The 17,730-nt window shown below is 63.9% G+C and carries 20 protein-coding genes; 4 read left to right on the plus strand and 16 right to left on the minus strand.

All coding sequences use genetic code 11. The features are described 5' to 3' along the window. The first annotated feature begins 27 nt into the window (after positions 1-27). Positions 28-426, plus strand: a complete 399-nt coding sequence (gene cueR, locus NKJ23_RS06265) for a Cu(I)-responsive transcriptional regulator (protein WP_352679152.1) — start codon at positions 28-30, stop codon at positions 424-426. Positions 427-468: 42 nt separating this feature from the next. On the opposite strand, the gene NKJ23_RS06270 is transcribed toward cueR, so the two are convergent. Next, positions 469-951, minus strand: a complete 483-nt coding sequence (locus tag NKJ23_RS06270; protein ID WP_352452336.1) for a DUF2127 domain-containing protein — start codon at positions 949-951, stop codon at positions 469-471. A gap of 41 nt (positions 952-992) precedes the next feature. Between NKJ23_RS06270 and NKJ23_RS06275 the strand changes: the two genes are divergently transcribed. Both NKJ23_RS06275 and NKJ23_RS06280 read left to right on the plus strand, forming a co-directional pair. Further along, entirely contained in the window at positions 993-1,535 is a 543-nt protein-coding gene (locus NKJ23_RS06275) for a phosphatase PAP2 family protein (protein ID WP_352679153.1), read from the plus strand. A gap of 17 nt (positions 1,536-1,552) precedes the next feature. Continuing rightward, positions 1,553-2,110, plus strand: coding sequence for a cytochrome c (locus NKJ23_RS06280; protein WP_352455393.1), 558 nt, complete (start codon positions 1,553-1,555; stop codon positions 2,108-2,110). A gap of 5 nt (positions 2,111-2,115) precedes the next feature. Here the strand turns inward: NKJ23_RS06280 and atzF are convergent, their stop codons facing one another. From atzF to NKJ23_RS06320, 8 genes are read right to left on the minus strand one after another with little or no spacing between them, the layout of a single operon-like run. Next, positions 2,116-3,921, minus strand: coding sequence for an allophanate hydrolase (gene atzF, locus NKJ23_RS06285; protein WP_352679155.1), 1,806 nt, complete (start codon positions 3,919-3,921; stop codon positions 2,116-2,118). After that, positions 3,918-4,268, minus strand: coding sequence for a cupin domain-containing protein (locus tag NKJ23_RS06290; RefSeq protein WP_352452340.1), 351 nt, complete (start codon positions 4,266-4,268; stop codon positions 3,918-3,920). Before NKJ23_RS06290 ends, atzF begins: the two co-directional genes overlap by 4 nt. Further along, positions 4,261-4,929: a cysteine hydrolase family protein gene (locus NKJ23_RS06295; protein ID WP_352452341.1), complete on the minus strand. Its 669-nt coding sequence runs from the start codon at positions 4,927-4,929 to the stop codon at positions 4,261-4,263. Before NKJ23_RS06295 ends, NKJ23_RS06290 begins: the two co-directional genes overlap by 8 nt. Further along, positions 4,929-6,461, minus strand: a complete 1,533-nt coding sequence (locus NKJ23_RS06300; protein WP_352679159.1) for an ABC transporter ATP-binding protein — start codon at positions 6,459-6,461, stop codon at positions 4,929-4,931. Before NKJ23_RS06300 ends, NKJ23_RS06295 begins: the two co-directional genes overlap by 1 nt. Before the next feature lie 10 nt (positions 6,462-6,471). Continuing rightward, positions 6,472-7,173: a biuret amidohydrolase gene (biuH, locus tag NKJ23_RS06305; protein ID WP_352524927.1), complete on the minus strand. Its 702-nt coding sequence runs from the start codon at positions 7,171-7,173 to the stop codon at positions 6,472-6,474. A 14-nt stretch (positions 7,174-7,187) separates the two neighbouring features. Beyond that, positions 7,188-8,114: an ABC transporter permease gene (locus tag NKJ23_RS06310; protein WP_352524925.1), complete on the minus strand. Its 927-nt coding sequence runs from the start codon at positions 8,112-8,114 to the stop codon at positions 7,188-7,190. A gap of 13 nt (positions 8,115-8,127) precedes the next feature. Beyond that, entirely contained in the window at positions 8,128-9,273 is a 1,146-nt protein-coding gene (locus tag NKJ23_RS06315; RefSeq protein WP_352679161.1) for an ABC transporter permease, read from the minus strand. Between the two features lie 20 nt (positions 9,274-9,293). Next, positions 9,294-10,421: a BMP family ABC transporter substrate-binding protein gene (locus tag NKJ23_RS06320; RefSeq protein WP_352679164.1), complete on the minus strand. Its 1,128-nt coding sequence runs from the start codon at positions 10,419-10,421 to the stop codon at positions 9,294-9,296. A 321-nt stretch (positions 10,422-10,742) separates the two neighbouring features. Here NKJ23_RS06320 and NKJ23_RS06325 point away from each other — a divergent pair, with 321 nt between their 5' ends. After that, a complete protein-coding gene (locus NKJ23_RS06325) occupies positions 10,743-11,402 on the plus strand; it encodes a GntR family transcriptional regulator (RefSeq protein ID WP_023677208.1) in 660 nt (219 codons plus the stop codon). Positions 11,403-11,405: 3 nt separating this feature from the next. On the opposite strand, the gene doeB is transcribed toward NKJ23_RS06325, so the two are convergent. Genes doeB through ehuC form a run of 7 tightly spaced genes read right to left on the minus strand, consistent with a single transcriptional unit; the run spans position 11,406 to position 17,727 of the window. Next, on the minus strand, positions 11,406-12,407 hold the full coding sequence (gene doeB / locus NKJ23_RS06330; RefSeq protein ID WP_352679166.1) for a N(2)-acetyl-L-2,4-diaminobutanoate deacetylase DoeB: 1,002 nt from the start codon (positions 12,405-12,407) through the stop codon (positions 11,406-11,408). Between the two features lie 5 nt (positions 12,408-12,412). Beyond that, positions 12,413-13,591 carry an ectoine hydrolase DoeA gene (gene doeA, locus NKJ23_RS06335; protein ID WP_023677206.1) on the minus strand — a complete coding sequence of 393 codons (1,179 nt, stop codon included), beginning with the start codon at positions 13,589-13,591 and terminating at the stop codon, positions 12,413-12,415. Between the two features lie 38 nt (positions 13,592-13,629). Continuing rightward, entirely contained in the window at positions 13,630-14,622 is a 993-nt protein-coding gene (locus tag NKJ23_RS06340) for a cyclodeaminase (protein WP_352679169.1), read from the minus strand. Next, on the minus strand, positions 14,619-15,611 hold the full coding sequence (eutB, locus tag NKJ23_RS06345; protein WP_023677204.1) for a hydroxyectoine utilization dehydratase EutB: 993 nt from the start codon (positions 15,609-15,611) through the stop codon (positions 14,619-14,621). Before eutB ends, NKJ23_RS06340 begins: the two co-directional genes overlap by 4 nt. A 10-nt stretch (positions 15,612-15,621) precedes the next feature. Then, positions 15,622-16,395 carry an ectoine utilization protein EutA gene (gene eutA, locus NKJ23_RS06350; RefSeq protein ID WP_352679172.1) on the minus strand — a complete coding sequence of 258 codons (774 nt, stop codon included), beginning with the start codon at positions 16,393-16,395 and terminating at the stop codon, positions 15,622-15,624. Beyond that, the gene (ehuD, locus tag NKJ23_RS06355) at positions 16,392-17,051 is read right to left on the minus strand and encodes an ectoine/hydroxyectoine ABC transporter permease subunit EhuD (RefSeq protein WP_023677202.1); all 660 of its coding nucleotides are present in this window, start codon (positions 17,049-17,051) and stop codon (positions 16,392-16,394) included. Before ehuD ends, eutA begins: the two co-directional genes overlap by 4 nt. A 16-nt stretch (positions 17,052-17,067) precedes the next feature. Next, positions 17,068-17,727 carry an ectoine/hydroxyectoine ABC transporter permease subunit EhuC gene (gene ehuC / locus NKJ23_RS06360; RefSeq protein ID WP_352452349.1) on the minus strand — a complete coding sequence of 220 codons (660 nt, stop codon included), beginning with the start codon at positions 17,725-17,727 and terminating at the stop codon, positions 17,068-17,070. Between the last annotated feature and the right edge of the window lie 3 nt (positions 17,728-17,730).

The raw sequence follows: 17,730 nt of genomic DNA on the forward strand, positions 1-17,730 counted from the left end.
ATTCCTCCGACAAAGGAGATTTCCGCCATGAACATCGGTATCGCATCCGAAAAATCCGGCCTGCCGGCCAAGACGATCCGTTATTACGAGGACATCGGGCTCTTGCATCCGGCTCGGACAGACAATGGCTATCGCGATTACTCGACGGCCGATATTCACCGGCTGCGCTTCCTGCAGCGCTCGCGAAGCCTGGGGTTTTCGGTCGACGAATGCCGCCAGCTGCTGTCGCTGTACCAGGACAGGGAACGTGACAGCGCCGACGTGAAGGCGATCGCGAAAGCCAAGCTGGTGGAGATCGACAGGAAGATCGCTGAACTGGTCGGATTGCGCGGCTTGCTCCACCATCTGGTCAGTCACTGCCACGGCGACGAGCGGCCGGATTGCCCGATCATCGACGAGCTGGCAGGACAAGGCGTCGCCCAGTGAGGTGGATTGAAAATCGGAGCGGCTGACGTGCAAACTTCGCTGTCATGCCGGCTTGTGCTGCCGCACGACCTTCCATTCATGCCAGATCAGCACCATGACGACAGCATCGAATACGGTCAGGACAAGCAGGCCGAACGAATGGGTGTAGGAGTAGCGGTAGACTTGATAGAACATAAATGCGCCCAGCGCCGCAAGCGATGCCGGATACGACCACAGCTTGCCTCTCAAAAGCCCGACAACGAGCAGCAGTTTTATCAGGCCGTGGCTAAGCAGGTAGAAGGCATAAAACTCCTTGCTGGCGACGGAAAAGTGGCTTGCCATCTGCGACAGATAGCCAGCTATGAAATCGTTCGGATCTTCGATCAATTCCTCTTGGGTGAATGTATTGACCCAGGAGGCAATGGCGTCGGTGGTGACGACATAAAGTAGGATCCCGCCCACGCATTCGATCAGGGCATGCGCCCCTTTAAGCCAGATGCTGAGCTCGAAAATCTGATGGATGCGGCGTTCGTCTACTGCTTTCACAAAATTCACCTTGTGATCGACAACAGCGGAAACGAGAAACGATGGATGCAGCCCTAACCCACTGGATCAACGCGGCAGCCGGGACCAGCCCTTTTCTTGATAAGGCAATGATCGCCGTCTCACAAATCGGCGTTCCGCTGATGGTGCTGGCTGTTGCCCTGCAATGGTGGGCAAAGGCCGACCGCTACCATGTGCGCCATGCTGCCTTGTCCGCCGGCTTGGCGTTCCTGCTCGGTCTGGCGATCAATCAGTTCATTTTGCTATTCGTCCACCGGCTGCGGCCCTACGATGCCGGCGTGACGCATCTGCTGATTGCGCCCAGCGCCGACTGGTCGTTTCCCTCCGACCACGCGACAGCCAGCTTTGCGGTTGTTGCGGCTCTTGCAATGCAAGGTCTGCCGCGCCGGACGCTGGCCCTCTCCATCATGGCATTGCTGATCTGCTGGTCGAGAATTTATATCGGCACTCACTATCTCACCGACGTGATAGGCGGTGCCATCACTGGCGTCTTAGGTGCCGTTGTGGTCCGATTGGCCTATCGCGAGAACTCCCGACTGGACAGTCTGGTCACAAGAATTCTCTAGCTCCTTATGTGCCAACGATGAGACGAGCAGCTATCATAGCGGTCCTGTCGCTTGCCTGCGTCTCTGTCGTGCTCGCCGCCGCCCATTCGGGTCGTGATGCGGTCATCCAGGCTCGCCAGGCCTCGATGAAGGAAATGGCCGCGGCGGCAAAGGCGATCGCTGGGATGTTCGACGGCAAGCAGGCGTACGACGCCGCGGCCTTCAAGGCGGCGGCCGAGACCATCCGCGCCCGCACCGGCCCTGCCCTGATTGCCGAATTCCCAAGCGCGACATTGGGTGCGCCGTCAGGCGCCAGGCCGGATATCGACCCCGCCCGCGCGGAGTTCGAAGAGCTGGCTCGCCACATCGGGACGCTGGCCAGCGCCTTGGCCTCCGACGCCGAGCGGGCGCCGCCGTTTATCACCGACGACATGAGAATGGGTTCCGGCCTGGCGATGGGCGGTGGCAGCCTGCTTGGCAAGCGACCATCACTCGCGGAAGCCGATCCCACTAAATTGCCGGCGGAGCACCTCCTGCATCTCATCTTGCAGGATTGCTCGAGCTGCCATTCGAAGTTCAGGCAAAAGGTCGAGTGATAGCGTCAGCTTCGCTGCAGCTGACCCGCCATGAAATTGCGCCAGCCGCCGAAATGCGAAATCTCCTTTGCATCGGTGAGGCCGGCACTTTCGACGAGGAAGCCTTTCGGCGAAGTTCCGTCATCGAGCAGAAGCGTGCCGATGCCGAGCGGCGGCGGGATCGCGGCGACAAAACGGCCGAAGGCTTGTGGCGAGAGCCGCCAGACTTCGACCTCGATCGCTGTCCCCTTGCCGTTGCAGATCCGTTCGAGCCCCGGTCGCGGCACCGACTGGCCGGCGAGCGCGTAAAGCCGATAGAGCGGCGCCGTTCTTGCAGCCCGGGCGAACATTGCGCCGAGCTGCTGCAGCTGGCTGTTCAGCGCCATCCCCGACAGATGCGCGCCGACCACCGCCAGCTCGATCGTGCCCTCGTCCACGTCGACGCGAACGTCGCCACGCGGCAGCGGCCAGCCTGTAGCGCCCAGCGCAAGGCCGCTTGCCGCATGGACATCGCGCGCAAGCGACGCCGGCAGATGGTCCTTGCCCGCCGCGGCAAGCAAGGTGACGCTCATCGGCAGACCGTCGCTGCGGGTTCCGCTCGGCACGGCAATGCCGCACATGTCGAGCAGATTGACGAAATTGGTGTAGGTGCCGAGCCGGCTGTTGGTGACGATCGGATCGGCCAGCACCGCTTCGACTGTGTAGTGCGTCGGCGCGGTCGGCACGCAGAAAACGTCGACCGAGGCGATGACCGGCGCAAGCCTGGCCTTATAGCCTTGCAGGGCATAGAGCCCGTTGAAAGCGTCCGCGGCGGAAAGTTTTCGCGCACCGCCGATGATCTGCCGCGTCACCGGATGCATGGCGGCCTCGTTGGCATCCATGAAGTCCCTGATCGCGGCGTAACGCTCGGCTACCCAGGCGCCTTCGTAAAGCAGGTTGGCGGTGGCGTAGAAATCGGCGAACGGGATTTCCACCAGCTGGCAGCCCAGCGTCTCCAGCGAGGCAAGGGCGGCCTCGAAACCCGCCTGCATCGCCTGGTCTCCGAAAAAGGTCCAGTCGGCCCTGGCCGGCACGCCAACCGTCAGCACCGGCGGGCGCGCGGCAAGAGCCTGAATGCAGAGGTCGCGCGAATAGGGATCCGCGTCGTCCTTTGCCGCCGCGACCTCGAACACGCTGTAGGCGTCATCGACGGTGAGCGCGAAGACCGAGACGCAGTCGAGCGTGCGGCAGGCCGGCACGACGCCGGCGGCTGATAGCGCGCCGACGCTCGGCTTCAGCCCGACGATGTTGTTGAGGCCGGCGGGTATGCGCCCAGAACCGGCGGTGTCGGTGCCGAGCGCGAACGAGACGATGCCGCGCGCGGTTGCGACGGCCGAGCCGCATGAGGAGCCGCCCGGCACCAGTTTCGGGTCGATCGCATTCCTCGGGATCGGATAGGGCGTGCGCACACCGACCAGGCCGGTGGCGAACTGGTCGAGGTTGGTCTTGCCGACGACCAGTGCGCCGGCGGCCTTGAGCCGCGCGACGACGGTGGCGTCTTTCGCCGGCAAGTAGGCATATTCCGCACAAGCCGCCGTGGTCGGCATGCCGGCAACATCGATGTTGTCCTTGACCGCGAACGGTACGCCCCACAGCGGCTTTGCCACGGGATCGAACGGGCCGAGCTTTTCCGCCTCGGCAAGCAACTCCGCCCTGCTCGCCAGATGGATGAAGATGCCGGGGTCATCGGCCGCCGCGAGCCGCGCATCGACCGCATCGATCATCTCGCCGATGCTGACGCCGGCCTGATAGGCAGCGTGCAGGCTCGCTATGTCGAAGCGGATGTCGCTCATTTGGCCTCGCCCAGAATGACTACCGGCAGGTTCCACTGGATGAGCACCACGCAGCCATCCTTCGTCCACACCGAATGCTCGGTTCCGACCGGGTTCAGGATCACGCTGCCCGCGGCATGATCGCCGTTCTCGTCGCTCTGTGTGCCTTCCAGCACAAGGATCGTTTCCAGCCCGGCATGGCGATGGCGCGGCACGCCGGCGCCGGGCCGGTAGTTCAGGATGGCGACCGACGGTTCCGTCGGTCCGCCCTTGAGCAGCCAATGCGCCGTAATGCCATCGCGGAAAGGCTCGAACGGCAGACCGCGCCAGCCACCATTGAGGAGGCCGGCAAAGGCAAGGTTAGGCATTGGCAATCCCCTCGAGCACCTGGTCCGTCGTTGCCGTCCAGCCGACGATGGCGCCCTGCGCCCTGATCATGGCAAGGGCTGCCGCCTTGAACTCCGGAAAATAGCTCTCAGTGGCATCCTCCGCCAGAAGGCATTCATAGCCGCGGTCGTTGGCCTCGCGCATCGTCGTCTGCACGCAGACCTCCGTCGTCACCCCGGCAAAGACCAGTTGCTGTGCGCCAAGCCGCTTGAGGTCGTCGCCGAAGCTGGTGGCATAGAACGCGCCCTTGCCGGGTTTTTCGATGACGATCTCGCCAGGCAGTGGGGCAAGTTCATCGAGGATCGCCGTTCCCGGCTCCCCGACGATCAGCACACGACCCATTGGCCCGACATCGCCGATCCTGATCGACGGATTGCCGCGATTGCGCTTGGCCGGCGGCAGATCCGAAAGGTCTGCCTTGTGGCACTCCATCGTGTGGATCACCGGCAGGCCAGCGGCGCGAAACCCCTCGATCAGCCTCTTCACCGTCGGCACGATGGCCGTGACCCGGCTGACGTCATTGCCGAGGCTGGCGCCGAAGCCGCCGGGTTCGGCAAAGTCGCGCTGCATGTCGATGACGACCAGCGCCATCGCCTCAGGCTTGAACACAAACGGAAACGGCAGCGCCTCGATCCCAGCCATCAGTGATGTCCCGCCATGTGCTCGCCGATCGTCTGCACGCTCGCCTGCGCGATCGGCGTCTCGTAGACCAGCGCGCCGTCCGACATGACGAAGATGCGGTCCGAGAGCTCGAGCAGCTCATCAAGGTCCTCCGACATAAGGAGCACCGCGGCGCCGGCATTGCGCGCCTTCATGATGCGGGCGCGTATTTCGGCGACGGCGGAGAAGTCGAGGCCGAAGCAGGGGTTCGACACGATGAGCAAATCGACCTCGCCTGTCAGCTCGCGCGCCAGCACGGCGCGCTGCACATTGCCGCCTGACAGCGACGAAATCGGCGAAGCGAGCGAGGCCGTCTTGACCTTGAACTGTTCGACCAGGCGGGCCGCGTAGTCCCTGATGGCACTCATCCTGATCCAGTTGATCGGCTTGCCGGCTTCGTTCAGGTCGAAGGTGCGGAAAGCCATGTTTTCCGCCACCGTCATCCGCGGCGCGCAAGCGTTGCGCAACGGTTCCTCCGGAATGAAGCGGACATTGAGCGTGCGTGCCTCGCTGCGGCTGGCGCCATAGGGCGAGCCCTTCACCAGAACGTCGCCGGCATTGCGTGCCCGCTGTCCGGCAAGGACCTCGAGAAACTCCTTCTGGCCGTTGCCGGAGATGCCGGCAATGCCGACGATCTCGCCGGACTTCACATCGAGTTCGCCGATGTCGATGGTTTTCAGCCCCGTTCGGTCGGGCGCCTTCAGCGATTTCACCGTCAGAACCTGCCGGGCTCCGGCCGGCACCGGAGCACGACTGTCGAGCGCTGCAATCGGCTGGTCGCCGATCATCATCGCCGCCATCTGCTTGTGGGAGAGTTCCGAGACCTTCCCCGTTCCGGTCAGCTTGCCTTTGCGCAGCACCGTGATGTCGTCGGCAAACGCCGTCACCTCATGAAATTTATGCGAGATCATCAGCACCGTAAGGTCGCCGCTCCTTGTCATGTCGCGCACTAGGCCAAGCACCTCCTGCGCCTCGCCGGGAGTGAGCACGGAGGTCGGCTCGTCGAGCACCAGGAAACTGCGGCCGAGATAGAGCTGCTTGATGATTTCGAGCTTCTGCTTCTCACCGGCGGCAAGTTCCGCCACCTTGACATCGAGCGGCAGCTTGAACGGCATCCGCTGCATGAATTGCGCAAGTGCGGCGCGCTCCTTGCGCCAGTCGATGACGCCGGGCACCTTCTCGCGCGAAATGACCAGGTTTTCCGCACCGGTCAGCGACGGGACCAGGGTAAAGTGCTGGTAGACCATGCCCAGGCCGAGCGCTGACGCATCCTTCGGGCTGGCGATCGCGACCTCGCGGCCATCGACCAGCATGTCGCCGGAGGTCGGGTGGTAAAAACCCATCATGCATTTGACCAGCGTCGACTTGCCGGCGCCGTTTTCGCCGAGCAGCGCATGGAACGATCCCGCCGGCACCTTGATCGAGACGTCGTCCAGCGCGGTGAAGGCGCCGAAGCGCATGGCCATGCCGATGGTCTCGACGCCGACGGCTTTCTTGCCGGGGGTTCCGCTCAAAATCGTCTCCTCACGGCAGTTGCGCGACGAAGGACGCCGAGTTCGATACTGCGCCGAACACGCCGCCCTGCATCTTGATCATCTTGATTGCAGCGAGATGGTTGCCATAGTCGGTCGCGCCGCAGCAATCCTCCAGCATCACGCATTCGAAACCGCGATCGTTGGCCTCGCGCATCGTCGTGTGAACGCAGACATCGGTGGTGATGCCGGTCAGCACGATGTTTTCGATGCCACGCTGGCGGAGGATCAGCTCCAGGTCGGTAGCACAGAACGAGCCCTTGCCCGGCTTGTCGATGATCGGTTCGCCCACGACCGGATAGAGGTCGTGGATGATATCCCAGCCCGGTTCGCCGCGCACCAGGATGCGCCCGCAAGGTCCGGGGTCGCCGATGCCGGCATTGATACGGCGTGAGCGCCAGCGCTTATTGGCCGGCAGGTCGGCGAGATCGGGCCGGTGGCCTTCGCGCGTGTGAATGATGGTGTAGCCCTTGGCCCGCATGGCTGCGAGCACCGACTTGATCGGCTCGATCGGCGCCCGCACCAGCGAAAGATCGTAGCCCATATGATCGACATAGCCGCCCGGCCCGCAGAAATCGGTTTGCATGTCGATGATGATCAACGCCGTATTGTCCGGCCGCAGCTCGCCATTATAGGGCCACGGATAGGGGTCGGCGTCGATGTAGCGCTGGGTGATCTCGGCTCTGGCGTTCATCGCAAAAACTCCAGTCATTTGGTGATCGACAACTCGCCTGGCGCGCCGGCAAGCGAGCGGCTCGGCGACGAGGTGGCGATCATGATGATGAGCGTGAGGATGTAAGGTGCGGCGTAGAAGAGATAGTAGCCCTGCGTGACCCCCACCGATTGCAATGCGGGGCCGAGCGCCCCGGCGCCGCCGAACAAAAGCGCCGCGGCAAAGCAGCCAAGCGGGTTCCAGCGCGCGAAGATGACCAGCGCCACCGCCATCAGCCCCTGCCCCGACGAGATGCGTTCGGTCCAGCTGCCGGGATAATAGAGCGACAGATAAGCGCCGCCGATGCCGGCGAGCGCGCCGCCGATGCCTGTCGCAAGCAGGCGCACAGTGTTCGGATTGAGGCCCATGGCGCGCGCCGCATCGGAGCTGTCGCCGACGACGCGCACGATCAGGCCGGCGCGGGTGTTGCGGAAGGCCCACCACAGGAACAGCGCAAGTGCCGCGCCGATCAGGAACAGGACGTTGACGTTGAGCGCGGCCTGCACCTGCGGAATGTTCGACCAGCCACCGAAGGCGATGGCCGGCAGGTTGGGCGCCGAGGGCTGGATGAACGGCTTGCCGAAGAAGAAGGCGAGACCGGAGCCGAACAGCATCAGCGCTATGCCGATGGCGATGTCGTTCACGCCGCGGAATTTGCAGATCCAGCCATGGAACAGGCCGAAGCAAAGACCGGCACCTGCGGCAGCCAGCAGGCCGAGCCATGGCGAGCCGGTCATCACCGCTACCGCATAGGCGGTCATTGCGCCGAAGACAAGCGTGCCTTCGAGGCCGAGATTGATGCGGCCGGAGCGCTCGGTGATGGCTTCGCCCAGCGACACGAAGATGAACGGCGTCGAGACGCGGATGGCGCCGCCAAGAATGGCGAGCGGCACGCCCCACAGACCGATCTCGGTCGCCTCCATCAGCCAGTCCCCTTCATGACGTAGCCCCCTTCAAGAGATCGGGCCTCTTCCACAGATCCGGATTGAAGACCTTGAAGCGGCCGTAAAAAGTTTCGCTGAACAGGATGACGACGAAGAGCATGCCTTGCAGCACCAGCACGGTGGCATCGGGCAAGTCCATGCGGCGCTGGATCAGCCCGCCGGAAGCGCCGACGCCGCCGAGCAGGACGGCGACCGGGATGATGGCGAGCGGATTGTGGCGGGCGAGGAAGGCGACGAGGATGCCGGTATAGCCGTAGCCGGCGGCGAGCGAGGCGTTGGCGCTGCCTTGCACGGCGCCGACTTCCAGCATGCCGGCTAACCCGGCAAAGCCGCCGGCCAGCCCGGTGAAGCCGACGATCAGCGGTCCGACGGCAAGCCCTTGCACCTGGGCCGCCCTGACATTGCCGCCGGCAATGCGAGCGGCAAACCCCCAGCGAGTCTTTTCGATCAACAGCCAGGACAGGACGCAGGCGACGATGCCGACGACGAGGCCCCAGTGCACGTCCATGCCTGGAATGTTGCCGATGCGGTAGGCATCCGCCAGCGGCTCAGTCGAGGGTTTGTTGAGCGAGGCTGGATCGCGCAGCGGTCCTTCGACCAGATGATTCATCAGCGCGATGGCGATATAGGCCATCAGCAGGCTGGAGATGGTTTCGTTGACGGCGCGGTAGTGGCGGAGCGCGCCGACGGCGCCGATCCAGATGCCGCCGGCGACCATGCCCGCCACGCCCATCAGCAGGATGACCAGAAAAGCCGGCGCGCCATTCACTGCGACGCCGATGGCGGCGGCGGCAACGCCGCCCAGCACGATCGCGCCTTCGCCGCCGATGACGACGAGGCCGAGCCGGGCCGGCAGCGCAACGCAAAGCGCTGCCAGCAAAAGCGGCGCTGCCCGCGACAGCGAATTCTGGATCGAGAACCACGAGCCGAAGCCGCCGCGCCACATCGTTTCATAGAGCTGCACCGGCGACTTGCCGACCAGCGCAATGAACAGGCTGAACAGCGCCATGCCGACGATCAGTGCCGCGAGCGGTATGACGAAGGCTTCCGCCCGCCGCGCCACCCATTCGAGCGCCGCCGGATAATTCTTGGCGCCAAACAGCGCCGGTGCGCCCGCAGTGCTGACCGTGTCTGCCATGGCCCCGTCTCCGATCCGGTTCAGGCGGTCGAACCGACGACGCCCTCGACGAGGTAGTCCATGCTTTCGAGCTCGATCGCGGTCTCGGCGAAGGTCTGGCCTTCGGTCGCGACAACAACGCCCTTGTTGCTCTTCAACGGACCCTTGATGACGGAAAACCCGCCTTTCATCATTTCGGCAAGCGTGCCGTCGAACTGCTTGCGGGCGGCATCGCCGACGGCGGGGCCGAGCGGGCTCATCTTGACGAAGCCGTCGGCAAGGCCGCCGCGCGTGAAATTGGGCAGCGGCGTGCCCGCCACCAGATCGTCGACGAACATCTTGTAGACCTTGGCCCAGTTCCATTCCGCGCCGGTCAGGTATTTTTCCGGCGCCAGCGGGCTCTGGTTGGCATGATAGCCGCAGACGAAGGCGCCACGGCCGGCCGCCGTCTCGACCACCACCTTGGGGCTGTCGACATGGCAGGTGATGACGTCGGCACCCTGGTCGACCAGCGCATTGGTGGCCTCGGCCTCCTTGACCGCCAGCGACCACTCGCCGGTGAAGATCACCTGGCAGGTGATGGTCGGGTCGACCGAGCGCGCGCCGAGCAGGAAGGAATTGATGTTGAGCAACACCTGCGGGATCGGCTTTGCCGCGACGAAGCCGAGCTTCTTGGTTTTGCTGGTGTGACCGGCGACGACGCCGTTCAGATACTGGCCCATGCCGATATAGCCGAAATAGGAACCGGCATTCATCGGATGCTTGTCCTTGTTCCACATGCCACCGCAATGGCGGAACTGCACGTCGGAGAATTTCGCGCACATGGCCAGCATATGCGGATCGAAATAGCCGAACGAGGTCGGAAAGATCAGCGACGCGCCGTCGAGATTGATCATCGATTCCATCGTCTTCTGGACGTCAACCGTCTCCGGCACGTTCTCCTCTTCGACGACGGAAATGCCTTCGATCCCCTTCAGCGTGGCGGCGCCTTCGGCATGCGCCTGGTTGTATCCGTAGTCGTCCTTTGGCCCGACATAGATGAAGCCGACGGTGGCCGTCGCGGCGAAGGCCCTGCTGATCGGAAACGATGCGGACGCAAGGCCGAGCGCCGCTCCGGCGGCGGAGGTTTTGAGCAGGTCGCGGCGGCTAAGCATGAATCTCTCGGACATTGAATGCTCCCTCTGTGGGGCCTTTGGGGCCGGTTAACACCTCAATGAAAGAAGTGTATGCAATCAGCATGCCAGTTTCAGAAATGAGATTTATTCAGCAATATCAATGAGTGTGCCGGTGTGGACTGCACAAAGCCGTAGCAATTGCATACACTTTTTGCCTCCAAAACCGCCAATTTGACATGAAGGCTAAAACATAGGCATACAGAGATGCGGAGGAATCGAAGCCGGTGAGTGGCTTACGGCTGCGCGAAAAGACTGGACGGAGGAGACGTGTCGGGAAAGCGCAATTTGATCAGGTCGGGCACGACCGTCGATCAGATGGTGAGGGCGATCAGCGACCGGATCGTCACCGGTTTCCTGCGCCCGGGCGAAAAGCTCGACGAGGCCTCGCTCGCCGCCCGCTTCGACGTCTCACGCACGCCGATCAGGGAAGCGCTCAGCCGGCTCAGCGCCATGGGGCTGGTCGAAAGGCGGCCGAACCGCGGCGCCACCGTCGCCGTGGTGACGCAGGAGCACCTCGCCTCGATGTTCGAAAGCATGGCCGAGCTTGAAGCGATCTGCGCGCGGTTCTCGGCCGAGCGCATGACCGCTGGCGAGCGCCGCACGCTGGAGGCCGAGCACCAGGCCTCGGCGCGCTTCGTGCAGCTCGGTGCCGAAGAAGAGTATGAGCTTTTCAACACCGAATTCCACACCCGGCTCTATCGCGGCGCCCACAGCAAGCACATTTATGAACTGACCGTCATGACCCGCGGCCGCCTGGCGCCGTTCCGGCGCGCGCAATTCATGCTGCCCGGGCGGCTGGCCCAGTCCTGGCAAGAACATGACGCCATCGTCACCGCAATCATGCGCGGCGACAGTGCGGCGGCCGGAACAGCCGCCAAGGATCATGTCTCGATCGTCAGCGAGGCGAGCGCCGTCTTTGCGATCGGCGATCGCCCCAAAGGCAGGACCGAGCCGTTCCCGACATCGGCTTCCTAACCGTCAATCGACCAGCACGGCGACCACGGCAGCGCAGTCGCCGGCCTTGACCAGCCCCGGAAAATGCCGCGCCGCCAACAGACCGGACATTTTGGCCCGGATCTCCTGCGGAGCGCCGCCGGTGCGGCCTATGGAATGGATACGTGCCAGCACCTGGTTCTCTGCCACCGGCTCGCCGAGATCGATCATGGTTTCGATCATCCCGTCGTCCTCGGCGAACGAGAAGCAATCGCCGGACGGCATGTCGAGCCAGCGGGTTGGCTGCATCTCGACCGCGCCGGCGACGATGCCGGCATGGCGCAGCACATTGAGCACGCCGCGACGTGCGATCCGCACCGTTTCCGCGCGCGAAGTCCCGCCGCCGCCAAGCTCGGTGGTGATGAACAGCTTGCCCATCTCTTCGGCGGCAGTGTCGAACATGCCGACCGCGTCGATCTCCAGCATTTTCATCGACCATGGTGCGGAGAAGGCTTCAACCGCAGCGAAACCCTTCGCTTCCAGCACCTTGTCGGGCCGGACGTGGGCGGCGCAGAACGGCACGAAGTCGAGCGTCTTGCCGCCGGAGTGGAAGTCGAGCGCGATGTCTGTACGGGGCAGAAGCTCGCGCTGGAAATAATCAGCGATCTTCTCGGTCACCGTGCCGTCGGGCCGGCCGGGAAAGCTGCGGTTGAGATTGCCCTTGTCGATCGGCGAGGTGCGCGTGCCGGCGCGGAACGCCGGATAGTTCATCGCCGGCACGATGATGATCGTGCCGCTGACTTGCTTCGGGTCGAGCGTACGGGCGAGGTCATAGAGCGCCAGCGGCCCCTCGTACTCGTCGCCATGATTGCCGCCGGTGAGCAATGCGCTCGGCCCCTTGCCGTTGCGGATGACGCAGATCGGGATCATCACCGACCCCCAGGCGGAATCGTCGCGGCTGTAAGGCAGGCGCAGGAAACCGTGCTGCACGCCGTCGCGCTCGAAATCGACGGTCGGCGTGATCGGTGACGGGCGAAGGCTGGACATCGGACTCAATTCTTCACCACCAGTTTGCGCGGCACATTCGCCAGGCACTCGACGCCCGTCTCGGTGATCAGGATGGATTCGGTGATTTCCAGCCCCATCGTCTCAAGCCACAAGCCGGTCATGAAATGGAAGGTCATACCGGGCTTCAACTCGGTGCGGTCGCCTGGACGCAGGCTCATCGTGCGCTCGCCCCAGTCAGGCGGATAGGAAAGCCCGATCGGGTACCCGGTGCGGTTGTCCTTGACGATGCCGTACCGCTTCAGCACCGCGAAGAAGGCGTTGGCGATGTCCTCGCATGTGTTGCCGGGCTTGGCGGCGGCAAGTCCCGCCTCCATGCCTTCCAGCGTCGCCTTTTCTGCATCGAGGAATTCCGGCGTCGGTTTACCAAGGAACACGGTCCGCGACAGCGGGCAGTGATAGCGGTTGTAGCAGCCGGCGATCTCGAAGAAGGTGCCCTCGCCCGATTTCATCGGCCGGTCGTCCCAGGTCAGATGCGGCGCCGATGCGTCGGCGCCTGACGGCAGCAGCGGCACGATCGCCGGATAGTCGCCGCCGATGCCGTCGACGCCGCGCGTGCCGGCATCGTAGATCTCGGCGACCAGGTCGCATTTGCGCATGCCGACCTCGATCTTATCGACGATGCGCTGGTGCATCGCTTCGACGATGCGGGCGGCCTTGCGCATGTAGTCGATTTCGGTCGGGCTCTTCACCGCGCGCTGCCAGTTGACGAGTGCCGTGGCGTCGACGAAGCGGGCATTGGGTAAGTGCTTCTGCAGCGCTGCGAAGGCAGCGGCCGAGAACCAGTAATTGTCCATCTCGACGCCGATGCTGAGCTTGCCCCAGCCGCGATCGGAGAGCACGCTGGACAGAAAATCCATCGGATGGCGCTCGGTCGACTGCACATAGTGGTCGGCATAGCCGATGATGTTGTCGTGCGCGAGATAGGCGGTGCGCTTGGCGCCGTTGGCGTCCTGGCCGCGCCCGTACCACACCGGCTCGCCCGACGGCGGCACGATGACAGCCTGGTGCACGTAGAACGACCAGCCGTCGTAGCCGGTCAGCCAGGCCATGTTGGACGGATCGCTGACGATCAATAGATCGACGCCCTTGGCCTCCATGACCTTCCGCGTTTTGGCGAGGCGCTCCGCATATTCGCCGCGCGAGAATTTCAAATTGGGCTGCATTGTTCTTGGTCCTCGTTTGTTGGGCCTTGCGGCCAGCATCAGCTTTCGAAAATCGTACCGGTCTTGGCTGCACGCGCACGGTCGCGGGCGAGCGTGGCGATCGCCGTGTCCTGCACGCCGGTGCCGGTCAGGTCGGCAATGGTGATGTCGCTGTCCGAGCGCCGGCCATGCCTTTCGCCGGCGATGATGTGGCCAAGCTCGGTGATTTCGGCATCGGACGCCATCACGCCCGCCGCGATAGCATGGTGCAGTTCGCCCAGCCGGCGCGTCTGTTTGGCGCTATCGGCGACGTAGAGATCGGCCATGCGCAGGATCGCCGGCGCGATCTCGTTCTTGTGCTCGGCATCCGAGCCCATGGCAGTGATATGCTGGCCGGCGGAGACGAAGCCGGCCTTGATCAGCGGCTCGGTCGACGGCGTCGTGGTGACGATGATGTCGGCATCGGCCGCAGCCTTTGCCGCGTCGGGCTCGGCGTGAACGGCGATGCCCAGTCTTTCGGACAATGCGTCGGCCGCGGTCTCGGCCTTGGCGGCATCCCTTGCCCAGATGCGAGCCTCGGTGATTGGCCGCACCAGCATCAGCGCCTCGAGCTGCAGTCCGGCCTGAACACCGGCGCCGAAGATCGCGGCAACGGAGGAGTCCGGCCGCGACAGATGTTTGGCGGCGACCGCACCGGCGGCGGCCGTGCGGATGTCGGTGAGATAGCCATTGTCGAGCAGCAGCGCTTCGACCAATCCGGTTTTCGCCGACAGCAGCACCATCATGCCGTTGACGCTGGGCAAGCCGAGCTTGGGATTATCGAAAAAGCCGGGGCTGATCTTGATCGCAAAACCGTCGATACCCGGTACATAGGCGGTCTTGACGTCGACCTCGCCGCGATGCTCTGGAATGTCCAGCCGCAGGATCGGCGGCATCGCCACCGGCAAGGTAGCGAGCGCCCGGAACGCGTTCTCGACGCAGGCGATGGCATCAAGATCGAGCTTCACGATCTCGCGCAATTCAGCTTCGGTGAGGATCGTCATCCGGCTCATGCTGCGCTCTCCGCAATTGCTTCGCCGCAGATGATCTTGCGGTGCAGTGTCATATCGATGTTGCGGCCGGACAGCACGAGCACCGTCGGGCCGCTCGCCCTGACCTTGCCGGCAAGCACGGCTGCGATGCCGACCGCGCCGGCGCCTTCGACGATCTCGCGCTCCTGTTCATAGGCATGGCGGATGCCGGTGGCGATCTCGCCCTCGCTGAGCAGGATCACATCGTCGAGCAGGTCGCGGCACATGGAAAAGGTCAGCCGGTTGTCGAGGCCTATGCCGCCGCCGAGGGAATCGGCCAGTGTCGGCAGTTCCTCGACCAAAACCGGATGTCCGGCGTCGAGGCTCGCCTTCATCGCCGCACCGCGCGCCATTGAAACGCCCATCACCTTCGTCGCCGGGCTGACGCCCTTCACGGCAGCAGCTACGCCAGCCGCCAGCCCACCGCCGGAAAGCGGCACCAGCACCAAGGCGGCGTCCGGAACCTGTTCGATGATCTCCAGCCCGAGCGTGCCTTGCCCGGCGACAATGGCAGGATGGTCGAAGGGCGGCAGCATGATCAGCCCCTCTTCCGCGACCAGCCGTTCGACCTCCCGCTGCGCATCGTCCTGGCTGTTGCCGACGATGCGGATCTCGGCGCCGAGCCGACGGATCTCGTCCAGCTTGTTCTGCGGCACCAGCCGCGACATGCAGATCGTCGCGTCGATACCTTGCAGTCGAGCGGCATAAGCCAGCGCCCGGCCGTGGTTGCCGGTCGAGGCAGCGACGACGCCGCGCGCCTTCTCCTCTTCTGTCAGCGAAGCGATAGCGTTCGAGGCACCGCGCAGCTTGAAGGCGCCGGTGGTCTGCCGGTGTTCGAGCTTGAGATAAACAGGAGCGTCCAAGTGCTGGGAAAGACTCCGGGAAGTGACGGTCGGCGTACGCTCGACCTTGTCTGCGATGCGCTCGCGCGCGGCGTGGATATCGGAGAGGCTTATCCTGGACGTGGTCATGGCTTATCAATCAGTTCAGCGGCAGCGTCATCAGACGGCCGAATTCAGGGCGCGGCTCGTCGTCGTCGCAAAGCCGCAGGCAATTCCAGGCTGTCGCCTGGTTGCTGGTGACGACAGGACGGCCGATGGCTTCTTCCATGCCGACAACTGCCGCCGCGGACCGCAGTGCCGTGCAGGAGACAAACAGCGCGTCCGAGTGTTCGGCCATCGCCTCGCGAGCCAGATCGACCAAGGATTTCGGCGCAATCCGCGCCATCTCGCGATCATCCTCGAAGCCGAGGCAAGTGAAGCTAGCGATCTCGAAACCATGCTCGGTGAAATAGGCCGCCATCGGCCGGCTGGTCTCGACCGTATAGGGCGTGAGGATGCTGATCGTCTTGGCGCCCAGCGCCTTCAGGCCGCGCACCCCGGCCATCGGCGGCGTGACCACCGGCACGCCGGGCTTGGCGGCCTGCACCGCCGCCTCGATTTCGGCATCGCCGATCACGACGGAAGCTGAGGTGCAGGAATAGCAGATCGCATCGAGCGGCTCGTCGGGCAGGATCAGGGCCGCGGCCGCCGTCAGTGACGGCTGCATCTTGCGCAAATTGTCCGGCGTCGTCGGGTTGGCGTAGGGGATGCGCGCGACATAGACGCCGATACGATCGCTTGCCACCATGCGGTGAAAATCCGGTTCGCTCGTATGGTCGGTGGCAAGGATGATCAGGCCGACCCGCTTTTCCAGCGGACGCGCATCGAGCGGCGGCCGGGCCGGGCGCAGGCGGATTTCGGGTGCAGCGCTCATCTTTCGATCCGCCCATAACGGTGTTCCAGCCAGCGCAGCAGCACCACCGAGAACAGGCTGATGGCGAGGAAGAAGGCGCCGACCAGCGTGATCGGCTCGATATACCGATAATAAGTATTGGCGACGCTCTTGGCCTGGTTCATCAGTTCCAGCACGGTGATCGCCGACAGCAGCGGCGTCTCTTTGAACATGGCGATGAAATAATTGGCAAGCGCCGGGATCATAGGCGGGATCGCCTGCGGAATGATGATGTGCGTCCAGGTCTGGGTGGCGTTCAGATTGCAGGCCTTGGCCGCTTCCCACTGGCCGCGGGGCACATTGTCTATGCCGGCGCGGTACACCTCGGCCGTGTAAGTGCCGTAATGCAGCCCGAGACCGATGACGCCCGCCACCAGCGGCGGCAACAGGATGCCGAAATCCGGCAGCACGTAGAAGATGAAATAGAGCTGCACCAACAGCGGCGTGCCACGGATGAACTCGGCAAGGAAACCGACGGTGCGCGACAGAGCCCTGTTCGGCGACCGGCGCGCCAACGCGATGCCCAGCCCAACGATGGCCGCCAGCACCGAGCCGAGCAGCGTCGCCAGGATGGTGATCTTCACCCCCTCGATCAGCGTCGGCAGGATCTGCCGGACAAAATCCCAATCCCATTCCATTAGCAGGGACGATCCATCATACGCGCACCCCGTCGAGGCCACGCGCCATGCGGCGTTCCAGCGACCGCACGCCCCAGGAGATGAGCAGCGCCAGGACGAAATAGATGACGAGGATGGTGCTGAACGGCACCAGAGTATTGCCGGTCTGCGAGCGTACCACCTGCGCCTGGAAGGTCAGGTCGGCGAGCGAGATTAGCGAAACGACGGCGGTGGCCTTGAGCAATTCAATGGCGTTGTTGCCAAAGGTTGGCAGCATCACCAGAAGCGCCTGCGGCAGTATGATATGGCGCATGGCTTGCCAGCGGCCGAGATTGAGGGCGGTGCAGGCCTCATATTGTTCGCGGCCGATAGACTTGACGGCGCCACGCACCACTTCCGCCGCATAGGCGCCGACATTGAGGCCCAGCGCCAGCACGCCGGCCTGCAGCGGCGTCAGCGAAATGCCGGCAAAAGGCAGCACGAAATAAGCCCAGAACAGCTGCACGAAAATCGAGGTGCCGCGGAAGAACTCGATATACGCGGTGGCCAGCGCGCGTAGCACGAAAAACCGCGACAGCCGCCCCAGTCCGGCAAGAAAGGCCATGACCAAGGCCAGCACCGACCCCATCAGCGTCAGCTCGATGGTGACAAGCGCTCCTTGCAATATCAGGCCGAAATAGCCGGACCATTGGGTCATTGG

The organism is Mesorhizobium sp. M0184 (assembly GCF_040322215.1).
Lineage (GTDB): Bacteria > Pseudomonadota > Alphaproteobacteria > Rhizobiales > Rhizobiaceae > Mesorhizobium.